The following is a 17,916-nucleotide window of genomic DNA, read 5'->3' as shown; positions in this document are numbered from 1 at the left end:
ATGTTTATCCCTTTGGGTAGAGTAATAACCCAAAGTTTCCCTCGGAAAGTTCGCAATTGAGCCACAGTTGTCGCGATACTTACCGGGTATTAAGAACCATCGAGCGAGGCTTAACAGTGCGCATTTTAATTGCAGACGACCATGATTTATTACGGGACGCTTTGGTTGCCTTTATGGCCAACGAAGACAACATTGAAACAGACACCGCCGCTGATCTGGATGGGGCATGTAAGCTGATTGACGGTATGTATACTTATGATCTGGTGCTGCTTGATTACAACATGCCGGGCATGAACGGGCTGGAAGGGCTCAAGATCGCCTCTGAGCGCAACGGGGTGCATCGCGTGGCCCTGATGTCTGGCGAAGCAACCCGTGAAATTGCCGAAAAAGCGCTCGAGATGGGGGCCATCGGATTTGTGCCCAAAACCTTGCCCGCTAAATCGCTGGTCAATGCCATCAAATTCATGGCCATGGGTGAAAAATACGCGCCGCTTGATTTCATGACGGCAGAACCCGAAGAAAACAATCATCCGCTGCTGGAAAACCTCACAGAACGTGAGGCCCAAATGCTGCGCGGCCTGACCGAAGGTAAATCCAACAAGGAAATCGCCCGCGACTTGGATGTCTCCGAACCAACGGTCAAACTGCATGTCAAAACGCTTTATCGCAAAATGGGTGTTGCCAATCGCACCCAGGCCGCATTGATCGCCCGCGACGAAGGTGTGTTCTAAGCAAACCTGCTACCCGCTCGGATAGGGGGCAACACGCTTGCCCCCCGTATCCACCCTTTCTCTCCCACAAAACCGCCATCGCATTCGCCTAGCCTAAGATCAGTTCACACTGCGAGGCAGGCCATGGCATTCCATTCTGACATTTCCAAAACCCCACCCAATGCGGATTTTCTCCCGCGCTTTGATCGCATCTTGCGCAAGAAACAACCGGGGCAGGCGGGGTATCTGTTTCAACGCATCAGCCGCTATGCCGGCGTTTTCCTGATGTGGGCAGCTATCATCTGGACTCCCATTGTTGGCTACCTCACCTCAACGCCGCCCAGCTATACGTCTCACCTGTCGCTCATTCTGCCCGGCGCGGGCGTCTCTGCCAGCGTGAACATCGACAATATCGGGCAGGCCAGCAGCTATGCCAGCTCGGCCTTTGCCAGCAATTCCATCAGCCCGACCCAAACCTACAAACGTCTTTTGCGCGCAGATCGCATCCTAGATGCCGCCGCCGCCTCGCTTCAGGTGCATCGCAACGCTTTGCCCCGCCCCAAAGTCGACCTTGTGGATCAAACCGGCTTGATCCATCTAGAAATGACTGGCGCGTCGCCGCAGCAGGCCAAAGACCGGGCACAAGCCGTTCTTGAGGCGTTTTTTACCGAAATCACCGCCCTGCGCACCGATGACCAACTGGTCCGCGAGGCCGGTGCGGTTATTGCCATCGAAGAATACCGCGACTCTGTACAGGCCACCCGTCTTGCCGTGACCTCGCTGCAAAATGAAACCGGGTTTCTGTCGCGCGATCAATTCACCGCACAGGTCACCGAAAATGACACGCGCTATGCCACGCTGATTAAAATGCGCGCCCAGCTCGAAGACAAAACCGCCTATGTCCAAGCCCTAGAAACAGCGCTGGGCCTGTCTCCAGAATACGCCGCCCGTGCGCTGGATCTTTATTCAGACCGCCAGTACCTCGCCCTGGTACAAGAGGCCGCAGAGAAAGCCGCTGATGTCTCGCAGGCAAGGTCGCGCTTTGGGCCGCGCCATCCCCGGATGATCAAAGCACAAACCGCCTATGACGAAGCCCAAAGAGCAACTTTCACCAAAGCAACCGCGGTCACCGGATTAAGCTCCAATCAGGCCGCGCAACTGAACCTTTCGCAATTTGGCGACCGCACAACTCTGTTGGCCGAACTGGTGCGCAACGCGGCAGAACGCGCCGGTCTGGACGCGCGCTACAACACGTTAAACCGTCGATTTTCACGCGAAAAGAACCGCCTAGAACGGGCCGCTCAGGCCGCCGCCCAACTCGAAGACCTGCAACGCGATTTTCAGGTGGCCGAGGCGGTCTTTGCCTCTGCCATTGCGCGCGGACAGTCCTCCAAGGTTGATGTTTTTGCCTCGTATCCGCTGGTGCAAGTCCTTGAAAACCCGTCATTACCTGACGCCCCCAGTTCGCCGCGCACTAAGATCGCTATTGCGGCTGGTGTAGCCGCCACTCTGATGATCCTGCTGGCGCTCTCGCTGGGCTGGGTGCGCCGTGGGTTGATCAATTGGCTGATTGGTCTGCGCAAGGAACAAGACCTTGTCTGATATTCAGCCACAAAACCCAGCAGAGGCCTTGGTCTACAAAACCCTCCTGTGGACTTGGCCTCTCTATGGTCTCGGCGCGCTCTATATTGTTGGCCCTGTCTTGGGCTGGCTGTTGGGCGGTCTGGCGCTGACAGCGCTCTACTTTGGCCCTGCCATGCGTCGAGACCTCAAACCACATCCCATTCCGCCCGTGGTCTGGACCTGGGTGATTGGCATGGCTCTGATGCTGCCCATCCTTTGGGTTGGGCACGTAAATTGGGATTTTTCCGCCAAAACCACCATCCGCTCTTCGATCGGTTGGGCCAAAGGTTGGGCATTGATGGGGCTATTCCCACTTGCAGGTGCAGTTCTGCCAATCCGCCGAGAGATTCTAGTGCGCGGTCAATGCCACGTTGGCCTTTGGGTTCTGATCCTCGCGCCAATCCTTTTGGCCGCGCCCTACATTGGCTTGCCAGAACGCATATTCACCTCGCCTCTCAAGGTTGTTGGCGGTCCCGGTCCACAATATTTCTCGGTTTATTTCTATACATTTGATCCCGCCAGTTGGACGCCCCGCTGGCAGTTCTTTGCCCCATGGTCGCCCTTCGCTGCCTTGCTTGGGGTCTGCATGGTGCTCTTTGCCCTGGAAGAGCCTAACAATCGTTGGCGCGCTATTGGCATAGCTGCGGGTATTCTGATGATCTTTGCCAGTAAATCACGCATGGGCTTGGTGGGCCTTGTGGTTTGCACGATCCCGCCGCGCCTGCTGCCACTGATGGGGCGCACATGGGCGTGGTTTGTTTTGGCAGGGCTTACAGCCAGCCTGGCAATGACCGCTGACAAATTGATCAACGCGGTGACCGCCGCCATTTCAACTTTTAAGAACGCCCGCGCGGACAGCACGCGCGTACGCGCCACATTGCAGCGCATCGCCGAAGAGCGCTGGTGGGAAGAGGCGGTGTGGTTTGGCCACGGACGCCCAGCCCCCGGCAGCCACATCGTGGAATATATGCCCATCGGTAGCCACCACACTTGGTTTGGTTTGTTGTTTGTCAAAGGCGTGGCTGGTTTTCTGGCTCTGTTTATCCCACTGGTTTTTCAGCTTCTGCTTGGCGCCCTGGATGCCACCGCCTCAAAACGGGGCCGCTTGCCCCTGGGCATCGTCTTTGTGATTATCCTTTTGTCCTTTGGCGAAAATATCGAAATCGAGGCCTATCTGCTGTGGCCCGGCCTGATGGTTCTGGGCATCCACGCCCGCGAACTCGCCACTGACAAAGCACCGTTTATGCAGCAAAAACGACGCAGCACTGTGGCCTGAATTGGCATGGGGTTGACGTTGAACGCACGCACAAAATGCCCTGAAAAACAAAAACGGACCCCGAAGGATCCGTCTTGTGCACTTTCTTCTAACCCATTGTCAGGTCAGTCAAAATGGTGGGCGACCCTGGAATCGAACCAGGCGTGAGTCGCCTCGAGGGAGTTACAGTCCCCTGCCACACCTTGCGGCCTGTCGCCCACTTGTTCGGCATCTCTGCTGAACGTGAGGCGCTGATTACAGGCGATACCTAGGCCCGTCAACAAGAAAATAGCTTGAAGATTGCCGCCGCTTTGCCCATTGGTACAACGCGCGTTCACATAAGGCATAAGACAATGAAAAAACCCAAGTGGGTGGTCGAAAAAGAGCAGGCCAAAAAAGTGGCTGCGGCGGAAACTGTTTGGCTTTTCGGCCTGCATGCGGTGCGTGATGCGCTGCAAAATCCGGCCCGCGAAAAACTGCGGCTGATCGTGACACGCAACGCGCAGGACAAATTGGCAGAGGCCATCGCCCAGTCGGGCATCGAGCCCGAGCAGGTCGATCCGCGCAAATTTCCCAAAGTGCTTGATCCGCAATCGGTCCACCAGGGCGCGGCGCTCGAGGTCAAACCTCTGAACTGGGGCAGCCTAGAGGATTGCGCCATCGGGGCAGGCGACACGCCACCACGTTTGGTCCTGCTGGACCGGGTGACGGATCCGCATAACGTTGGCGCGATCTTGCGGTCCGCCGAAGTGTTCGGCGCGCAGGCGGTGATTGGCACCCGACACCATTCTGCCCCAGAAACCGGGGCCCTAGCCAAAACCGCTTCGGGCGCGCTGGAACGCCAACCCTATTTGCGTCTGCGCAACCTGTCTGACACCATCGTGGCGCTGCAGGGCATGGGCTATATCGTGCTGGGCCTTGATGGCGAAGCTGAAACGACCATCGACCAGGCCCTCGAAGGCAAAAACGACCGCGCCATCGCCTTGGTGATGGGGGCCGAGGGTCCAGGACTGCGGCAAAAAACCAAAGAAACCGTGGATCAGCTGGTGAAAATCGACTTTGCCGCTGGCTTTGGCTCGCTGAATGTTTCAAACGCCGCCGCTGTCGCGCTTTATGCGGCTCGGCCCAAACCGTAAGACTTGAATTTGCCGTCCCGGCGGCAAATATCAACGGCATAATCAAGAGAGAGCAGATGCCGCAGGGAACAAAAATCGCCACATGCTGCTATTGCGGCAGCCGCGCCGCGCTGACATTGCGCGGCAAATTGCAACATGAATTGGCCTGCGCGTCTTGTGGCGCACCATTGCATGAACTCAAACACATGCCGATACCCGCGCGACATGTGGAGAAAGCCCAGCATTTCGAAACCGCACGTAGCCATTATAAGCCAAAGAAAACAAAGAAAAAATACAAGAAAAAACGCAAGAGTTGGGGCAAAAAACTGTTTGATGATCTGGATGACATCTTTGACCTATTTGATTGAAACAATCGCTCGCGGCTCATCACATCCGCGTTGGTTGGGCTAGGGTGGCGCAAATATTTACCTATTCTTCCATCATCACCAACGATGGAGCCCGACATGTTTAACCGCCGCAGTTTTTTGATCACCGCCCTCAGCAGCCCTGTGGTCGCCAGTCTGGCCACCCCGGCCTTGGCCGCCAAACCCGAAATCTATGCGCCCCAAGGGCTGGCCATCAAAGGCTATGATCCGGTTGGCTATTTTACCCAATCCACCCATGTCAAAGGTCTGGCGCAGCACAGCCTGAACTGGAAGGGCGCAGAATGGCGCTTTGCCTCGGCTGACACCATGGCCACGTTCCAGGCCAACCCCGCAGGATTTGCGCCGCAATACGGTGGCTATTGCGCCTTTGCTGTCGCCCATGGGGCCACCGCAAAAACTGATCCGGATGCCTGGACCATCCATGAGGGCAAACTGTATCTGAACTTTAATATTTCCGTGCGCACAAAATGGCGCAAAGACATTCCCGGTTTTGTCAGCCGTGCGGATCAAAACTGGCCAACCGTGCTGGAGGCGTGACCCTGAAAAAACATCACGGGACTTAACGTCTTGTTCACGGGTTTATTACATCCTCTTTAAAGAAGGCGGATGTGTACTATCTCATTTGTATAGGGTTAAGACCGGAACTCTTTTCCCTACTTCACTGTCCCTCGTTCCGTGACTGCGCCCAGGTACGTCCTGGGCGCTTTTTTTCTGTGCCGAATCTGAGTAGCGTGCCCCTATGGAAAATTACTCAGACGATGACTTGCGAGACGTGTTTTCGCAGACCAGAACAATTGCCGTGGTTGGATTTTCAATGAATCCTTCACGCGCCAGTCACTATGTGGCGAAATATTTGGTGGCCCAGGGTTATAATGTAATCCCGGTAAACCCCGGCCACGCGGGCACCACGGTTTTTGGCACCACCATTCGCGCCACGCTTGCCGATATCGACGAACCTGTGGATATGGTGGATGTGTTTCGCCGCTCTGAGGCGGTGCCAGAGGTGGTGGAACAGGCTTTGACCCATCTGAAGGGGCTTAAGACCATTTGGATGCAACTTGGTGTGACGCATGAGGCCGCCGCAAAAAAAGCCCGCGCCGCAGGCGTCACCGTTGTGATGAACCGATGCCCGAAAATCGAGTATCCGCGATTGATGCTGGGGATTTAAGCCTATGTGCCGGGCAGGGGGCTTTGCCCCCTCTGGCGAAATGGGATTTCGCCATTCACCCCCAGAGTATTTGTCGAAAGATGAACTAGGGTTTTGGCCGAGCGGCTTTTTCCGCAATACCGCTGGTGCCTTGGCGCCGCGCCAGTTCCGCCAGCACCTCGTCCAGGGCGACGCCGCGGCTTTGTAGCATCACCAGAAGGTGAAACAGCACGTCGGCGCTTTCTGAAATCAACCCGGCGCGGTCGTTCTTGATGGCCTCAATGATGGCTTCAATTGCTTCTTCGCCAAATTTCTCGGCGCATTTTTCCGGGCCTTTGGCCAATAGTTTGGCGGTCCAGCTGCTGTCAGGGTCCGCCTTAGCGCGCTCGGCGATGGTTTGTGCGAGATCATTCAGCGTGTTCATATCAGCCTCATCGGGATGCCATTGGCAATCATGTGTTCTTTGGCTTCTTGCACGGTGTATTCGCCAAAGTGAAAGATCGACGCTGCCAGTACCGCCGAGGCACCGCCTTTGTTGACGCCCTCGACCAGATGATCCAGCGTGCCAACCCCGCCAGAGGCAATCACCGGGATATTGACGGCCTCTGAAATGGCTTTGGTCAGGGGCAGGTTAAAGCCAGATTTGGTGCCATCGCGATCCATGCTGGTCAGCAGAATTTCACCCGCGCCTTTGGCCGCCACCAGCTTGGCAAATTCCACGGCATCAATGCCGGTTTCCTTGCGTCCGCCATGGGTAAAGATTTCCCATTTGCCGGGGCTGACGGTTTTGGCGTCTATCGCGCAGACAATACACTGGCTGCCAAATTGATCGGCGGCCTCGGCAATCACATCCGGGTTGGCCACAGCTGCGGAATTGAAGCTGACTTTGTCAGCGCCTGACAGCAATAGCGCCCGCACGTCCTCTTTGGTTCTGACGCCACCGCCAACGGTCAGTGGCACAAAGCATTGTTCTGCGGTGCGGCGCACCATGTCAAACATTGTGCCGCGGTTTTCATGGGTTGCATGAATATCCAGAAAACAGATTTCGTCGGCCCCAGCCGCATCATAGGCGCGCGCGGCCTCGACCGGATCACCGGCATCGCGCAGGCCAACAAAATTCACACCTTTGACCACGCGGCCATCAGCAACATCCAGACAGGGGATCAGACGGGTTTTTAGCATTTGGGCACCTCTTGGGCGCTGTCATAGCGGCTTATGAGAGCATCGCCAATGGCTTGTGTTGAACTTCGCCAGAAATCGCGATTGGGCGTCGGGCGGGAATGCCAGAAATGTGACTGTAAAATGCTTAGGTATGACATCGGTATCACCCGCGGCCGCCAGGCTGATCAAATCCCCCAGCGAGGCATCGCGCTGCGCGGTCAGGCGCGCAGCAGGTCCAGCGCTTCGCGCAAATCAATTGCTCCGTCATAAAGTGCACGGCCAGAAATCGCGCCGTTCAAATCCGCGCCACAGGATTTTAACGCTCGCAGATCATCCAAAGAGGACACGCCACCAGAGGCAATGACTGGAATTGACACCGCATTGGCCAGGTCGGCTGTGGATTGCACATTGGGTCCCTTCATCGCGCCATCCCGCAGAATGTCGGTGTAGATAATCGCCGCAACGCCTGCGTCTTCAAAGGATTTTGCCAAATCGGTCACCATAACGTCGGTTTCCTCGGCCCAGCCCTTGGTCGCCACCTTGCCGTTACGGGCATCAATGCCCACCGCCACTTTGCCGGGGAACTCACGTGCTGCTTGGCGTACCAAATCGGGGTTTTCCACCGCAACTGTGCCCAAAATCACCCGCGCCAATCCGCGATCAATCCAACGCTCGATGGTGGCCATATCGCGAATACCACCGCCCAGTTGCGCGGGCACATTGCACTGCTTCAAAATCTCTTCAACCGGGGCCGCATTCACCGGTTCGCCGGCAAATGCCCCATTTAAATCAACCAGGTGCAACCACTCACACCCCGCCTGCACAAACTCCAGCGCCTGAGCGGCCGGGTTGTCGTTAAACACCGTTGTTTTGTCCATATCCCCATGCAGCAAACGCACCGCTTGGCCGTCTTTCAGATCGATTGCAGGATAGAGGATCATGGCGCATTCCTTTGGCTTGACGTGGTTTAAGCGCCCTTATGCATGACGCAACGCAAATTGCAATGTGACCCCAAGTCAATCTTGATCCAAACCTCCGCCAGACGCCAATTTAAGGCAACATCACTGGGAGGAGACCTGATGAAACCTATTATTTTTGCGTTGTCGCTTTGTATTGCGGCCACCGCCGCATCGGCCGAGCCTGTACACGGAACTTGGAAAACAGAACCCGGTGACAGCGGCGGCTATCTCCATGTCACGTTAAATGCTTGTGGCCCGGCGCTGTGCGGTACCATAGCCAAGGCCTTTGACGCCAGCGGTGCGCCATCCAAGGGCTATGCCCATCTGGGTAAGAAAATGATCTGGGACATGCGCGCAACCGGCACCGGCAGCTATGGCAATGGTAAAATCTGGGCCCCGGACAAAGACAAAACCTATGCGTCAAAACTAAGCTTGAAAGGCAATGTGCTGACGGTCAAAGGCTGTGTTGCGGGCGGCTTGATCTGCCGCAGTCAAACCTGGCGGCGCGCACCCTAAACCTCGGCAAACATGCCCAGCTGCACCGGGATCACCGCATAGCCGCTTTTCAGTTTTTGCGATTTTAGCCGCTCAAGCTCTTTTTCAGCCATTTCTGCGGCGGGCAAATAGTCATATTTTTGTTGCCCAGTGCCACCAATCACTCCCCATTCGCGCTGCAAACACCATTCGCCAAACAGCGTGCGGGTCAGCCGCAGCGCGTAATAGCGCTTTTGCTTGCGCGTGTGGTTGATTTTCTCAAGGCGGATATGCACAGCTGGCCCGTCGTTTTTACAAAGGTCCGGCCCATATGCCTTTCTGGTAACCCGCTGTCCATGCTGCAGTTTATGCAACATGGGCAGCGTCGCGATTTGGTAACAGCGCGTTTATACGGCTCCGGTGTATTCACCGCGTGCTGGATAGTTGTTCGCAATTGCAAAATCCAAAGCCCCGACCAATTCTTTGAAATGTGGTCGCACAAACGGCATCGTCTGGGTTGCGCCGTAATACAATGTTTGCTCTGGCGTCACCATGAACAGGCCCGGTTCGGAAAACAGCGCTGGCTCCTCGATGCCGATCGAGGTTTTCCCCCGCGATGTCGAGATATATAGCCCCCAGTCCTTTGCCTCTTTCAATGGCAGGTCATAAGCAAACCGAAGGTTCTTGGCCTCGATTTTCTCTGCCATCGCTGCCGCACGTTCTTGGGTGTCAGAGCTGACAGCAATGCAGCTGACGCCGCGTTCAGCAAAGTCAGTGACAAGCTTTTCAAACTCTTTCAGATAGTTGGCGCAGATCGGGCAGTGTAAACCGCGATAAAAGCAAATCACGGTGCCGCGTTCTGTGGCTTCGGTGCTCAGATCAAATGTGCCACCCCCTACCAGGGGCAGGGACAATCCAGGGGTTTTTTCGCGAGGGATCAGCATTTTGGTTTCTCCTGTTAAGTGCTTGCAATGGGGTATGTCAGAAACTAAAGTCAGAAAAATCCGATTTACCTAACTTAAAAGCCGAAAGACATCCGAGCAGCATGGATCGCATCACAACACTGATGAACCGCTTTCACCGTCGCGTTCGACATGTCCCCTTGTCAGAGGCCGATTTGGTGATCATGGGGGACGCAAGCGGGCAGCCCTCCCAGATCTTGTTTTACCCCCGCACCAAAGGCGGTCATGCCCCCACCGGGGCAGAGCTGTGGTCCGCCAGTGTCGACTGGGCCGGGGACAACAACCCAATGCGCACCGCTTTGCCAGCGGTGGTCGAATTTGATCTGACCCAAGACCTCGAAACCCAGGCTTTGGTCAGTGTGATCCAACAAGAGAGCGGCGAACCGCGTTGCGGTGCACAATGGGTTTTGAATCGGCTAGGCGATGTGCTTTTGGTACGTCTGTTGCGGGATCAATTGCAAAAAGGTTCTACCGAACCGGGTCTAATTGCCGGACTGGCCGATGAACGCCTAAGCCGCGCCATTGTGGCAATGCACGACACACCCGGCAGGCTTTGGACAAATGGTGATCTTGCCCAAGAGGCTGGCCTATCTTTGTCAAGATTCAATGAACTCTTCGCGCGCCAGGTTGGTGAAACGCCAATGAGTTACCTGCGCCGCTGGCGATTGATTCTGGCGCATCAAGATTTACTCAAAGGTGACCGGGTGGAAGCGGTTGCCCGGCGCTACGCCTATTCCTCTGCCGAGGCCTTTAGCCGGGCCTTCCGCAAAGCCTATGCGGTCGCGCCGATTTCACTGCGAAACTTAGGGGCTGCGGTTGCATGATTTTGCCCACACGAATCGTACGTTTCAGGGCTTGAAACGTACAAATTGTACAAATAACGCAAGATTAAGCTGGCGCGCGCCAGGCAGGCAACTTAGGGCGTCCAGCGCAGGAAATTGCCGATCATCCGCAGGCCAACATGTTGGCTCTTTTCCGGGTGAAATTGCATGCCGACCATGGTGTCGCGGCCAATAATAGCAGTGATATCACCGCCATAATCCACATGCGCAATGCGGTCTTCGGGCTTGGCAACATCAAATTTATAACCGTGGACAAAATACACATGCTGGCCGTCTTCCACACCGTCTAGCAGGGCATGTTGCTGATCAATGATCAGGTTATTCCACCCCATGTGGGGCACCTTAAGAGTTTGATCTTTAGGGGAAATTTTAACAACATCCCCGGCAACCCAATTCAGGCCCGCGGTTTTTTCGTACTCGTGGCCCGCAGTGGCCATCAACTGCATGCCAACGCAAATTCCCAAAAATGGCCGGCCTTTTTGCTCTACAGCTTCGACCATGGCGTCATAAATACCCTTGTGACCGCGCAATTCAGCCGCACAGGCTGGAAAGGCCCCATCACCGGGCAAGACAAGCCGGTCGGCCTTGGCAATCACATCCGCGTCCGAGGTCACCACCACGTCACCGGCATCAACCTCTAAGGCCATGTGCTGAAAGGCTTTTTCCGCACTGTGCAGGTTACCGCTTTCATAATCGATGATGGCTGTAAGCATATTATTTACCCAGTCGTTCCAAGACGCCTTTCACCTGACGCCAAATCGCCCTGGGGTCAAGAGCTGGCAAGCAGGTCCAGCATCGACATCACTTGATCAAACGGCCCGTCATCAATCTGCGCAACCGTCCCTTGGTTGAGACGCCCAGACAGAAACAGCTGTGTATAACCATGCACCAAAGACCAAACCTGAAATTCGACAATATTTGGCGCGGTTCCTATGGGAATGAATGGTGCGCAAGCATCCCTAAGGACTTGATATGCATTGGAATCTCCAAGATCTCCACGCAATTTTGCCACTTCGATTGGCGCAACTCCAAACATCATATCCAGCCAGGGTTTATGGTCGATGCCAAACTGTACATACCCGCGGCAAATGCCCTTTAGGCGCGCGATATCTGACTCGCCCTCGCGCTGCGATGCCTCCAGCATATATTTCGAAAATATGGTGAAAACTTCGATACCGATGGCGCTTTTGAGGCCCGCGAGGTTACCAAAATGATGCGCCGGTGCCGCGTGCGAAACCCCTGCTTTTGCTGCACATTTCCGCAAACTCAGCCCGTCGATACCGTCCTTTTCCAACAGCTCCAATCCTGCTCGCACTAAAGCATTCTTGAGGTCGCCGTGATGGTGAGGTGATTTTTTGTCGAGGGTCATATCGCGACATTACTTAGGAACTTGACAGTGTCAAGTGAATCGTATCTTTACAGTGTCAAGTTAACACTGGAGACCCCGTATGCTACACATTTCCAAACTCCCCAGATTTTTGATTATCTGGGTCTTTCCGCTGGTTATCGCTTTGGTTTCATGGCGTTTTATGGTCGGAGGCGTGGAGGAAATGATGGAGCATATGCTGTATCATGCCCTTGAAAGGCCGCTGTCATTCTATTTGCACGTGGGCTTTGCACCTGTTGCCTTGGCGATCTTGCCGTTTCAATTCTGGTCAGATCTAAGAATGCGTCGCCCATTCATACACCGCTGGTTGGGCCGTCTGTATGCGGTTGCCATTTTGCTCTCTGGAACAGGCGGATTGGTCATGGCCTTGGGCACGCAGGCGGGGCAAGTGGCTGCATGGGGATTTGGGCTGCTTGCCGTCATATGGCTTTGCGTTACGGCCAATGCCGTCTGGTTCGCAACCCAAGGTCAGTTTGCCCAGCATCGGGTCTGGATGATGCGCTCTGCTGCGCTGACATTCGCCGCAGTGACTTTGCGGCTCTATTTGCCGTTTTTGGCAATGTCGTTTGGGTTTGAAACCGGATACAGTCTTGTGTCCTGGCTGTGTTGGGTGCCCAATCTGCTGATCATAGAATGGATCATAAGACGACGGGCAAAACCTTTGGCGGCATAAAAAAGGCCCCCATTGCAGGCCTTTAACACATTCGCATATGTTGCTACCTTTTACAGAGCACCCTTGGTCGAGGGGATCTCACCAGCTTTGCGCGGATCGGACTCCACAGCCGTGCGCAGCGCGCGCGCAACTGCTTTAAAGGCGGCTTCGACAATATGGTGGCTGTTGACCCCATGCACTTGATCTATGTGCAATGTGATGCCGCCGTGGGTCGAAAATGCGGTAAAGAACTCCCGCACCAGCTCGGTGTCAAAGGTCCCGATTTTCTGGGTTGGGATGTTGACATTCCAAACCAAAAACGGCCGAGCAGAAAGATCAAGAGCTGCGCGCACCTGGGCGTCATCCATAGCCAAGTGGCAATCGCCGTATCTGTTGATTCCGCGTTTGTCACCAAGGGCTTGTACCAATGCCTGCCCAAGGGCGATGCCGGTGTCCTCAACGGTGTGGTGATCATCAATGTGATAGTCACCTTTGGCGCGAATGGTGAAATCAATCAGGGAATGTCGCGACAATTGATCAAGCATGTGGTCAAAAAAACCAACACCAGTTTGGTTGTCGTAAGTCCCTGAGCCATCCAGGTTTATTTCTACTGAAATTTCAGTTTCTGCCGTTTGGCGACTGACGCTTCCCGTCCGCATACCTGTATCCTTTTAATCTGATTGCGCCCTTATAGGCGGGCAGGGCGCAAACGCCAAGATCCTAAGATTGGCCCTTCGCGGCCGTGGCATTTCTATCAGGTAAATCAACATTTTGGAGCGGGCGAGGCGATTCGAACGCCCGACCCTAACCTTGGCAAGGTTATGCTCTACCCCTGAGCTACGCCCGCGCTTCAAAATGTCTGGAACCGATGGAGCGGGCGAGGCGATTCGAACGCCCGACCCTAACCTTGGCAAGGTTATGCTCTACCCCTGAGCTACGCCCGCACCGTCAGTTCTAGTTACTCTCTGGAGCGGGCGAGGCGATTCGAACGCCCGACCCTAACCTTGGCAAGGTTATGCTCTACCCCTGAGCTACGCCCGCACCGTTGAGTGAGGCGGAGATATAAACAATGCCGGTTTCCCGCAAGTGGAAAATGACCCAAACTGAAAAAAAATGTCGTCTGCTTGTGGTGCGATTGGAATGCGTTGCGTTTCTGGAATTCGTTGTCATATGGGCACACAGATTTCTTGTCGACCCATAGAGTTTGCGAAATGAATTCGGTATCTGTGCGTGATAGCCCCTTGAAGTTGCACAAAAAAGAGCCCCTGAATTTTCAGAGGGCTCTTCTTCGACACGATGTGCCGAATTATTATTCAAGCTCGATCAGCAAGTCCTTGGCGTCAATTTGGCCTCCGGGTGTGACGTGCATGGCTTTGACAACCGCATCGCGTTCTGCGTGGATGCCGGTTTCCATTTTCATCGCTTCGATGGTGAGAAGCAGATCGCCTTCGCTGACTTTTTGGCCGACACTGACGCCAACAGAAGCAACGACGCCCGGCATAGGTGCCCCAATGTGGTTAACGTTGCCCACCTCGGCTTTTGGCCTTTGTGCGGTCGACGCTTTGACCAAGCGGTTTGGTACACGGATCACCCGAGGCTGACCGTTAAGTTCAAAGAACACTTTGACTTCGCCATCTTCATTGGTTTCGCCAATGGCTTGCAAGCGGATTTCCAGTGTTTTGCCTGGATCAATCTCTGCTGTGATTTCTTCGCCTGGCTCCATGCCATAAAAGAAGGTGCGGGTGGGCAGGGTGCGCACCGGCCCATACTGACGATGACGCCCCATATAGTCCAAAAAGACTTTGGGATACATCAGATAGCCGTTCAGGTCTTCGTCATCGACGGTAAAGCCATTCAATTCCTTGGACAATTCCGCGCGCGACGCTTCGATATCGACAGGCTCAAGATGTGCGCCAGGGCGTTGAGTATTTGGTGCTTCTCCTTTGAGCACTTTGCTCAGGATGTCTTTGGGGAAGCCGCCAGGAGGTTGTCCCAGGTTGCCCCGCATCATATCAACCACTGAATCTGGGAAGGCGACATCCTTTTCCGGATTTTCAACTTCCGCACGGCTCAATCCTTGGCTAACCATCATCAAGGCCATATCTCCGACCACTTTGGAGGATGGTGTAACTTTGACAATATCGCCAAACATCTGGTTCACGTCGGCATAGGTTTGCGCCACTTCGTGCCAGCGATCCTCAAGCCCCAGTGAGCGGGCTTGGGCTTTCAAGTTGGTAAACTGACCACCTGGCATTTCGTGCAGATAGACCTCCGAGGCCGGGGCAGCCATACCGCTTTCAAAGGCGGCATATTGGGCACGCACCCCTTCCCAGTAATCGCTGATCTCACGTACGGCTTTGATATCAATGCCTGTGTCGCGGTCGGTGTTACGCAGAGCTTCGACAATAGAGCCAAGGCAAGGCTGCGATGTGCCACCACTAAAGGAATCCATCGCCGCATCAACTGCGTCAACACCGGCATCTGCAGCTGCCAGAATGGTTGCGCCAGCGATTCCTGACGTGTCATGCGTGTGGAAGTGAATGGGCAAGCCGGTTTCTTGTTTCAGCGTGCTGATCAAAACCTTTGCTGCCGCTGGTTTCAGCAGACCTGACATGTCCTTAAGGCCCAAGACATGTGCACCGGCGGATTCTAGATCTTTTGCCATGCCCACATAGTATTTTAGGTCGTATTTGGCGCGGCTTGGATCAAGAATATCGCCGGTATAACAGATTGTGCCTTCGCAAACCTTGTTGGATTCAATCACCGCGTCCATAGCCACACGCATATTTTCAACCCAGTTCAGGCTGTCAAAAACGCGGAAGACATCAATGCCAGATGTTGCCGCCTGTTTTACAAAGCCCTGAACCACATTGTCAGGGTAATTTGTATAACCGACGCCGTTGGAAGCGCGCAGCAACATTTGGGTCATCAGGTTGGGCATACGGGTGCGAAGATCGCGCAGGCGTTGCCACGGGCATTCCTGCAAGAACCGATAAGCCACGTCAAAAGTCGCGCCACCCCAGCATTCCATTGAAAACAGCTGTGGCAAATTCGCGGCATAGCTTGGGGCCACTTTCAACATGTCTACAGACCGCATGCGCGTGGCCAGCAAAGACTGATGGCCGTCCCGCATGGTTGTATCTGTCAGCAGCAGTTGTTTTTGCTGTTTCATCCAGTCGGCCACAGCCTGTGGCCCTTTCTGTTCCAACAGATTTCGCGTGCCCATCGCGGGCTCGGCCCGCTTCTGTGGAGGTACTGGGGCTTTCAGATCTGCAGAGGGTTCTGCGCGGCCTTCGGTCTCTGGATGTCCGTTGACGGAAATGTCGGCAATATATGTCAAAACCTTAGTGCCGCGATCTCGACGTTTTTGGAATTGAAACAATTCCGGCGTGTTGTCGATAAAGGTCGTGGTATAGGAATAATCGAGGAATGTCGGATGTTTAAGCAAGTTTTCGACAAAAGCGATATTGGTAGACACACCCCGGATACGGAATTCGCGCAGAGCACGATCCATTCGTTTGATGGCTTTTTCAGGTGTGGGGGCCCAGGCAGTCACCTTGGTCAACAGGCTGTCATAAAATCGGGTGATAACACCGCCTGCGTAGGCCGTGCCGCCATCTAGACGGATGCCCATGCCGGTCGCAGAGCGATACGCGGTGATACGTCCGTAGTCTGGAATAAAGTTATTGCTTGGATCTTCGGTTGTGACCCGTGTTTGCAGAGCATGGCCGTTCAGGAAGATATCGCTTTGTGCTGCTTTGCCTGTGGCTTGGGCAATGGTTTTGCCTTCAGCAATCAGAATCTGTGATTGCACAATATCGATGCCGGTGACTTCTTCAGTTACAGTATGTTCGACCTGAACGCGCGGGTTAACTTCGATGAAATAGAATTTGCCGGTTTCCATATCCATAAGGAATTCAACTGTGCCGGCGCACTCATAGTTGACGTGTTTACAAATCTTATAGCCAAGTTCGCAAATCTCGGTGCGCTGCGCTTCGGTCAAATAGGGGGCAGGGGCGCGTTCAACAACTTTTTGGTTGCGCCGTTGAACCGAACAATCGCGCTCATATAGGTGATACATGCCGCCATGTTTGTCACCCAAAATCTGCACCTCGACGTGACGCGCCCGCGTGATCATCTTTTCCAGGTAACCCTCGTCATTGCCAAAAGCAGCCTCTGCTTCGCGACGACCTTCCAGGATTTTCTCTTCAACCTCATCTTCACCATAGATAGGGCGCATACCGCGACCCCCGCCACCCCAAGACGCCTTAAGCATCAATGGGTAGCCGACCTCTTTGGCTTCTTTCTTAATGGCTGTCATATCGTCGCCAAGGACTTCTGTGGCCGGAATTACAGGCACGCCTGCTTCAACCGCGACACGTCGTGCGCTTGCTTTATCACCAAGCGCGCGCATGGTTTCAGCTTTTGGGCCGATAAATGTAATACCGTTGGCAGCACATGCGTCCACAAAATCCGGATTTTCAGACAAAAGCCCGTAGCCCGGGTGGATTGCATCTGCGCCACTTTCACGTGCTACACGAATGATTTCTTCGATACTCAAATAGGCCGCGACTGGCCCCATACCTTCACCAATTCGATATGCTTCGTCCGCCTTGAAACGGTGCAAGCTCAACTTGTCTTCCTCGGCAAAGACCGCAACCGTGGCTTTTCCCATTTCGTTGGCTGCGCGCATAACGCGGATCGCGATTTCGCCGCGGTTGGCAATAAGAATCTTTTTGAAGTCTGTCATCGGGTAGATGCCCCTTTAGAGAACCTGCTTTTGTGTGTGCACTGGCTACGGCATGGAAACCGCCTGAATCAATACCAAGCAATACGGATGTCACGCGCATTTGCGTGAAAATCTGATCCGTTTACCACCCTAAATGTCAATTTTTTTTGGACAATTGCTCATTTCGGTAACAATTTGTTAGAAAGTGGATCAAAATAGGTCAGTATTAATGTCATTCATTCGCGTTATGGGAGCAGTTAAGTGTGTTGGATTGCAAACCGGGGGTAATTCATGACAAAAACTGTGTAGCGCTAACAGATAAAATTTACGAATCTAGAACGCTGGATTTGTCCCCTTTCCCTGACTTAAATTCGATACATTTGAAAGTTAAGCCTGAAAATGGGTAGCTTGCTAAGCTGGGAAGATGCCGATGCATAGGACTTTCGTTTAAGCGCAAGGCGTAAAGTAAGGCCGAGCTCAAGATGCATGAGTTATTGCTAAATATTCAAATGGC

At 54.2% G+C, this 17,916-nt stretch carries 19 protein-coding genes and 4 tRNA genes; 10 read left to right on the top strand and 13 right to left on the bottom strand.

The annotated features are described in order from the left end of the window. Nucleotides 1-116: 116 nt before the first annotated feature. The 3 genes from ABXG94_RS07475 (at nucleotide 117) to ABXG94_RS07465 (ending at nucleotide 3,609) form a co-directional block, all read left to right on the top strand. Nucleotides 117-731 carry a response regulator transcription factor gene (locus ABXG94_RS07475; protein ID WP_353533235.1) on the top strand — a complete coding sequence of 205 codons (615 nt, stop codon included), beginning with the start codon at nucleotides 117-119 and terminating at the stop codon, nucleotides 729-731. Between the two features lie 123 nt (nucleotides 732-854). Then, nucleotides 855-2,312 carry a GumC family protein gene (locus tag ABXG94_RS07470; RefSeq protein WP_353533234.1) on the top strand — a complete coding sequence of 486 codons (1,458 nt, stop codon included), beginning with the start codon at nucleotides 855-857 and terminating at the stop codon, nucleotides 2,310-2,312. Nucleotide 2,313: 1 nt separating this feature from the next. Continuing rightward, nucleotides 2,314-3,609: an O-antigen ligase domain-containing protein gene (locus ABXG94_RS07465; protein ID WP_353534019.1), complete on the top strand. Its 1,296-nt coding sequence runs from the start codon at nucleotides 2,314-2,316 to the stop codon at nucleotides 3,607-3,609. 114 nt (nucleotides 3,610-3,723) lie between these two features. Here the strand turns inward: ABXG94_RS07465 and ABXG94_RS07460 are convergent. Further along, nucleotides 3,724-3,807, bottom strand: a tRNA-Tyr gene (locus ABXG94_RS07460). 134 nt (nucleotides 3,808-3,941) lie between these two features. On the opposite strand from ABXG94_RS07460, the gene rlmB reads away from it, so the two are divergent. The 4 genes from rlmB (at nucleotide 3,942) to ABXG94_RS07440 (ending at nucleotide 6,257) form a co-directional block, all read left to right on the top strand. After that, entirely contained in the window at nucleotides 3,942-4,724 is a 783-nt protein-coding gene (rlmB, locus tag ABXG94_RS07455) for a 23S rRNA (guanosine(2251)-2'-O)-methyltransferase RlmB (RefSeq protein ID WP_353533231.1), read from the top strand. Between the two features lie 56 nt (nucleotides 4,725-4,780). Further along, nucleotides 4,781-5,071 (top strand): hypothetical protein, encoded by a 291-nt coding sequence (locus tag ABXG94_RS07450; RefSeq protein WP_353533230.1) that lies wholly within the window; start codon nucleotides 4,781-4,783, stop codon nucleotides 5,069-5,071. Between the two features lie 96 nt (nucleotides 5,072-5,167). Continuing rightward, complete coding sequence (locus tag ABXG94_RS07445; RefSeq protein WP_353533229.1) at nucleotides 5,168-5,626, top strand: YHS domain-containing (seleno)protein; 459 nt, start codon at nucleotides 5,168-5,170, stop codon at nucleotides 5,624-5,626. Between the two features lie 202 nt (nucleotides 5,627-5,828). Continuing rightward, nucleotides 5,829-6,257, top strand: coding sequence for a CoA-binding protein (locus ABXG94_RS07440; protein ID WP_353533228.1), 429 nt, complete (start codon nucleotides 5,829-5,831; stop codon nucleotides 6,255-6,257). Between the two features lie 85 nt (nucleotides 6,258-6,342). Here the strand turns inward: ABXG94_RS07440 and ABXG94_RS07435 are convergent, their stop codons facing one another. From ABXG94_RS07435 to hisA, 3 genes are all read right to left on the bottom strand, one after another. After that, on the bottom strand, nucleotides 6,343-6,660 hold the full coding sequence (locus ABXG94_RS07435) for a phosphoribosyl-ATP diphosphatase (RefSeq protein WP_353533226.1): 318 nt from the start codon (nucleotides 6,658-6,660) through the stop codon (nucleotides 6,343-6,345). Next, nucleotides 6,657-7,418, bottom strand: coding sequence for an imidazole glycerol phosphate synthase subunit HisF (gene hisF / locus ABXG94_RS07430; protein WP_353533223.1), 762 nt, complete (start codon nucleotides 7,416-7,418; stop codon nucleotides 6,657-6,659). The genes ABXG94_RS07435 and hisF overlap by 4 nt, the downstream gene beginning before the upstream one ends. Nucleotides 7,419-7,615: 197 nt before the next feature. Further along, nucleotides 7,616-8,338 (bottom strand): 1-(5-phosphoribosyl)-5-[(5-phosphoribosylamino)methylideneamino]imidazole-4-carboxamide isomerase, encoded by a 723-nt coding sequence (hisA, locus tag ABXG94_RS07425; protein WP_353533222.1) that lies wholly within the window; start codon nucleotides 8,336-8,338, stop codon nucleotides 7,616-7,618. A gap of 138 nt (nucleotides 8,339-8,476) precedes the next feature. Here hisA and ABXG94_RS07420 point away from each other — a divergent pair, with 138 nt between their 5' ends. Continuing rightward, on the top strand, nucleotides 8,477-8,872 hold the full coding sequence (locus ABXG94_RS07420) for a DUF2147 domain-containing protein (RefSeq protein ID WP_353533221.1): 396 nt from the start codon (nucleotides 8,477-8,479) through the stop codon (nucleotides 8,870-8,872). Here ABXG94_RS07420 and ABXG94_RS07415 read toward each other — a convergent pair. Both ABXG94_RS07415 and ABXG94_RS07410 read right to left on the bottom strand, forming a co-directional pair. Next, entirely contained in the window at nucleotides 8,869-9,207 is a 339-nt protein-coding gene (locus ABXG94_RS07415) for a WGR domain-containing protein (RefSeq protein ID WP_353533220.1), read from the bottom strand. The two genes, ABXG94_RS07420 and ABXG94_RS07415, sit on opposite strands and share 4 nt — an antisense overlap. A gap of 30 nt (nucleotides 9,208-9,237) precedes the next feature. Continuing rightward, complete coding sequence (locus ABXG94_RS07410) at nucleotides 9,238-9,774, bottom strand: peroxiredoxin-like family protein (RefSeq protein ID WP_353533219.1); 537 nt, start codon at nucleotides 9,772-9,774, stop codon at nucleotides 9,238-9,240. 101 nt (nucleotides 9,775-9,875) lie between these two features. Between ABXG94_RS07410 and ABXG94_RS07405 the strand changes: the two genes are divergently transcribed. Next, nucleotides 9,876-10,616: a helix-turn-helix transcriptional regulator gene (locus ABXG94_RS07405; RefSeq protein WP_353533218.1), complete on the top strand. Its 741-nt coding sequence runs from the start codon at nucleotides 9,876-9,878 to the stop codon at nucleotides 10,614-10,616. 92 nt (nucleotides 10,617-10,708) lie between these two features. On the opposite strand, the gene hisH is transcribed toward ABXG94_RS07405, so the two are convergent. Then, the gene (gene hisH, locus ABXG94_RS07400) at nucleotides 10,709-11,347 is read right to left on the bottom strand and encodes an imidazole glycerol phosphate synthase subunit HisH (RefSeq protein ID WP_353533217.1); all 639 of its coding nucleotides are present in this window, start codon (nucleotides 11,345-11,347) and stop codon (nucleotides 10,709-10,711) included. A 56-nt stretch (nucleotides 11,348-11,403) separates the two neighbouring features. Further along, nucleotides 11,404-11,949, bottom strand: a complete 546-nt coding sequence (locus ABXG94_RS07395) for a TetR/AcrR family transcriptional regulator (protein WP_353533216.1) — start codon at nucleotides 11,947-11,949, stop codon at nucleotides 11,404-11,406. A 133-nt stretch (nucleotides 11,950-12,082) separates the two neighbouring features. Here ABXG94_RS07395 and ABXG94_RS07390 point away from each other — a divergent pair, with 133 nt between their 5' ends. Next, complete coding sequence (locus tag ABXG94_RS07390) at nucleotides 12,083-12,694, top strand: DUF2306 domain-containing protein (protein WP_353533215.1); 612 nt, start codon at nucleotides 12,083-12,085, stop codon at nucleotides 12,692-12,694. A 50-nt stretch (nucleotides 12,695-12,744) separates the two neighbouring features. Here the strand turns inward: ABXG94_RS07390 and hisB are convergent, their stop codons facing one another. From hisB to ABXG94_RS07365, 5 genes are all read right to left on the bottom strand, one after another. Then, entirely contained in the window at nucleotides 12,745-13,332 is a 588-nt protein-coding gene (hisB, locus tag ABXG94_RS07385; RefSeq protein ID WP_353533214.1) for an imidazoleglycerol-phosphate dehydratase HisB, read from the bottom strand. Between the two features lie 113 nt (nucleotides 13,333-13,445). Then, nucleotides 13,446-13,520: transfer RNA gene (locus ABXG94_RS07380), tRNA-Gly, on the bottom strand. 22 nt (nucleotides 13,521-13,542) lie between these two features. Continuing rightward, nucleotides 13,543-13,617: transfer RNA gene (locus ABXG94_RS07375), tRNA-Gly, on the bottom strand. 22 nt (nucleotides 13,618-13,639) lie between these two features. Beyond that, nucleotides 13,640-13,714: transfer RNA gene (locus ABXG94_RS07370), tRNA-Gly, on the bottom strand. A gap of 268 nt (nucleotides 13,715-13,982) precedes the next feature. Next, complete coding sequence (locus ABXG94_RS07365; RefSeq protein ID WP_353533212.1) at nucleotides 13,983-17,423, bottom strand: pyruvate carboxylase; 3,441 nt, start codon at nucleotides 17,421-17,423, stop codon at nucleotides 13,983-13,985. Nucleotides 17,424-17,916 lie beyond the last annotated feature (493 nt).

Source organism: Cognatishimia sp. WU-CL00825, assembly GCF_040364665.1.
GTDB lineage: Bacteria > Pseudomonadota > Alphaproteobacteria > Rhodobacterales > Rhodobacteraceae > Cognatishimia.
This window is presented reverse-complemented; position numbering and strand designations above follow the sequence as displayed.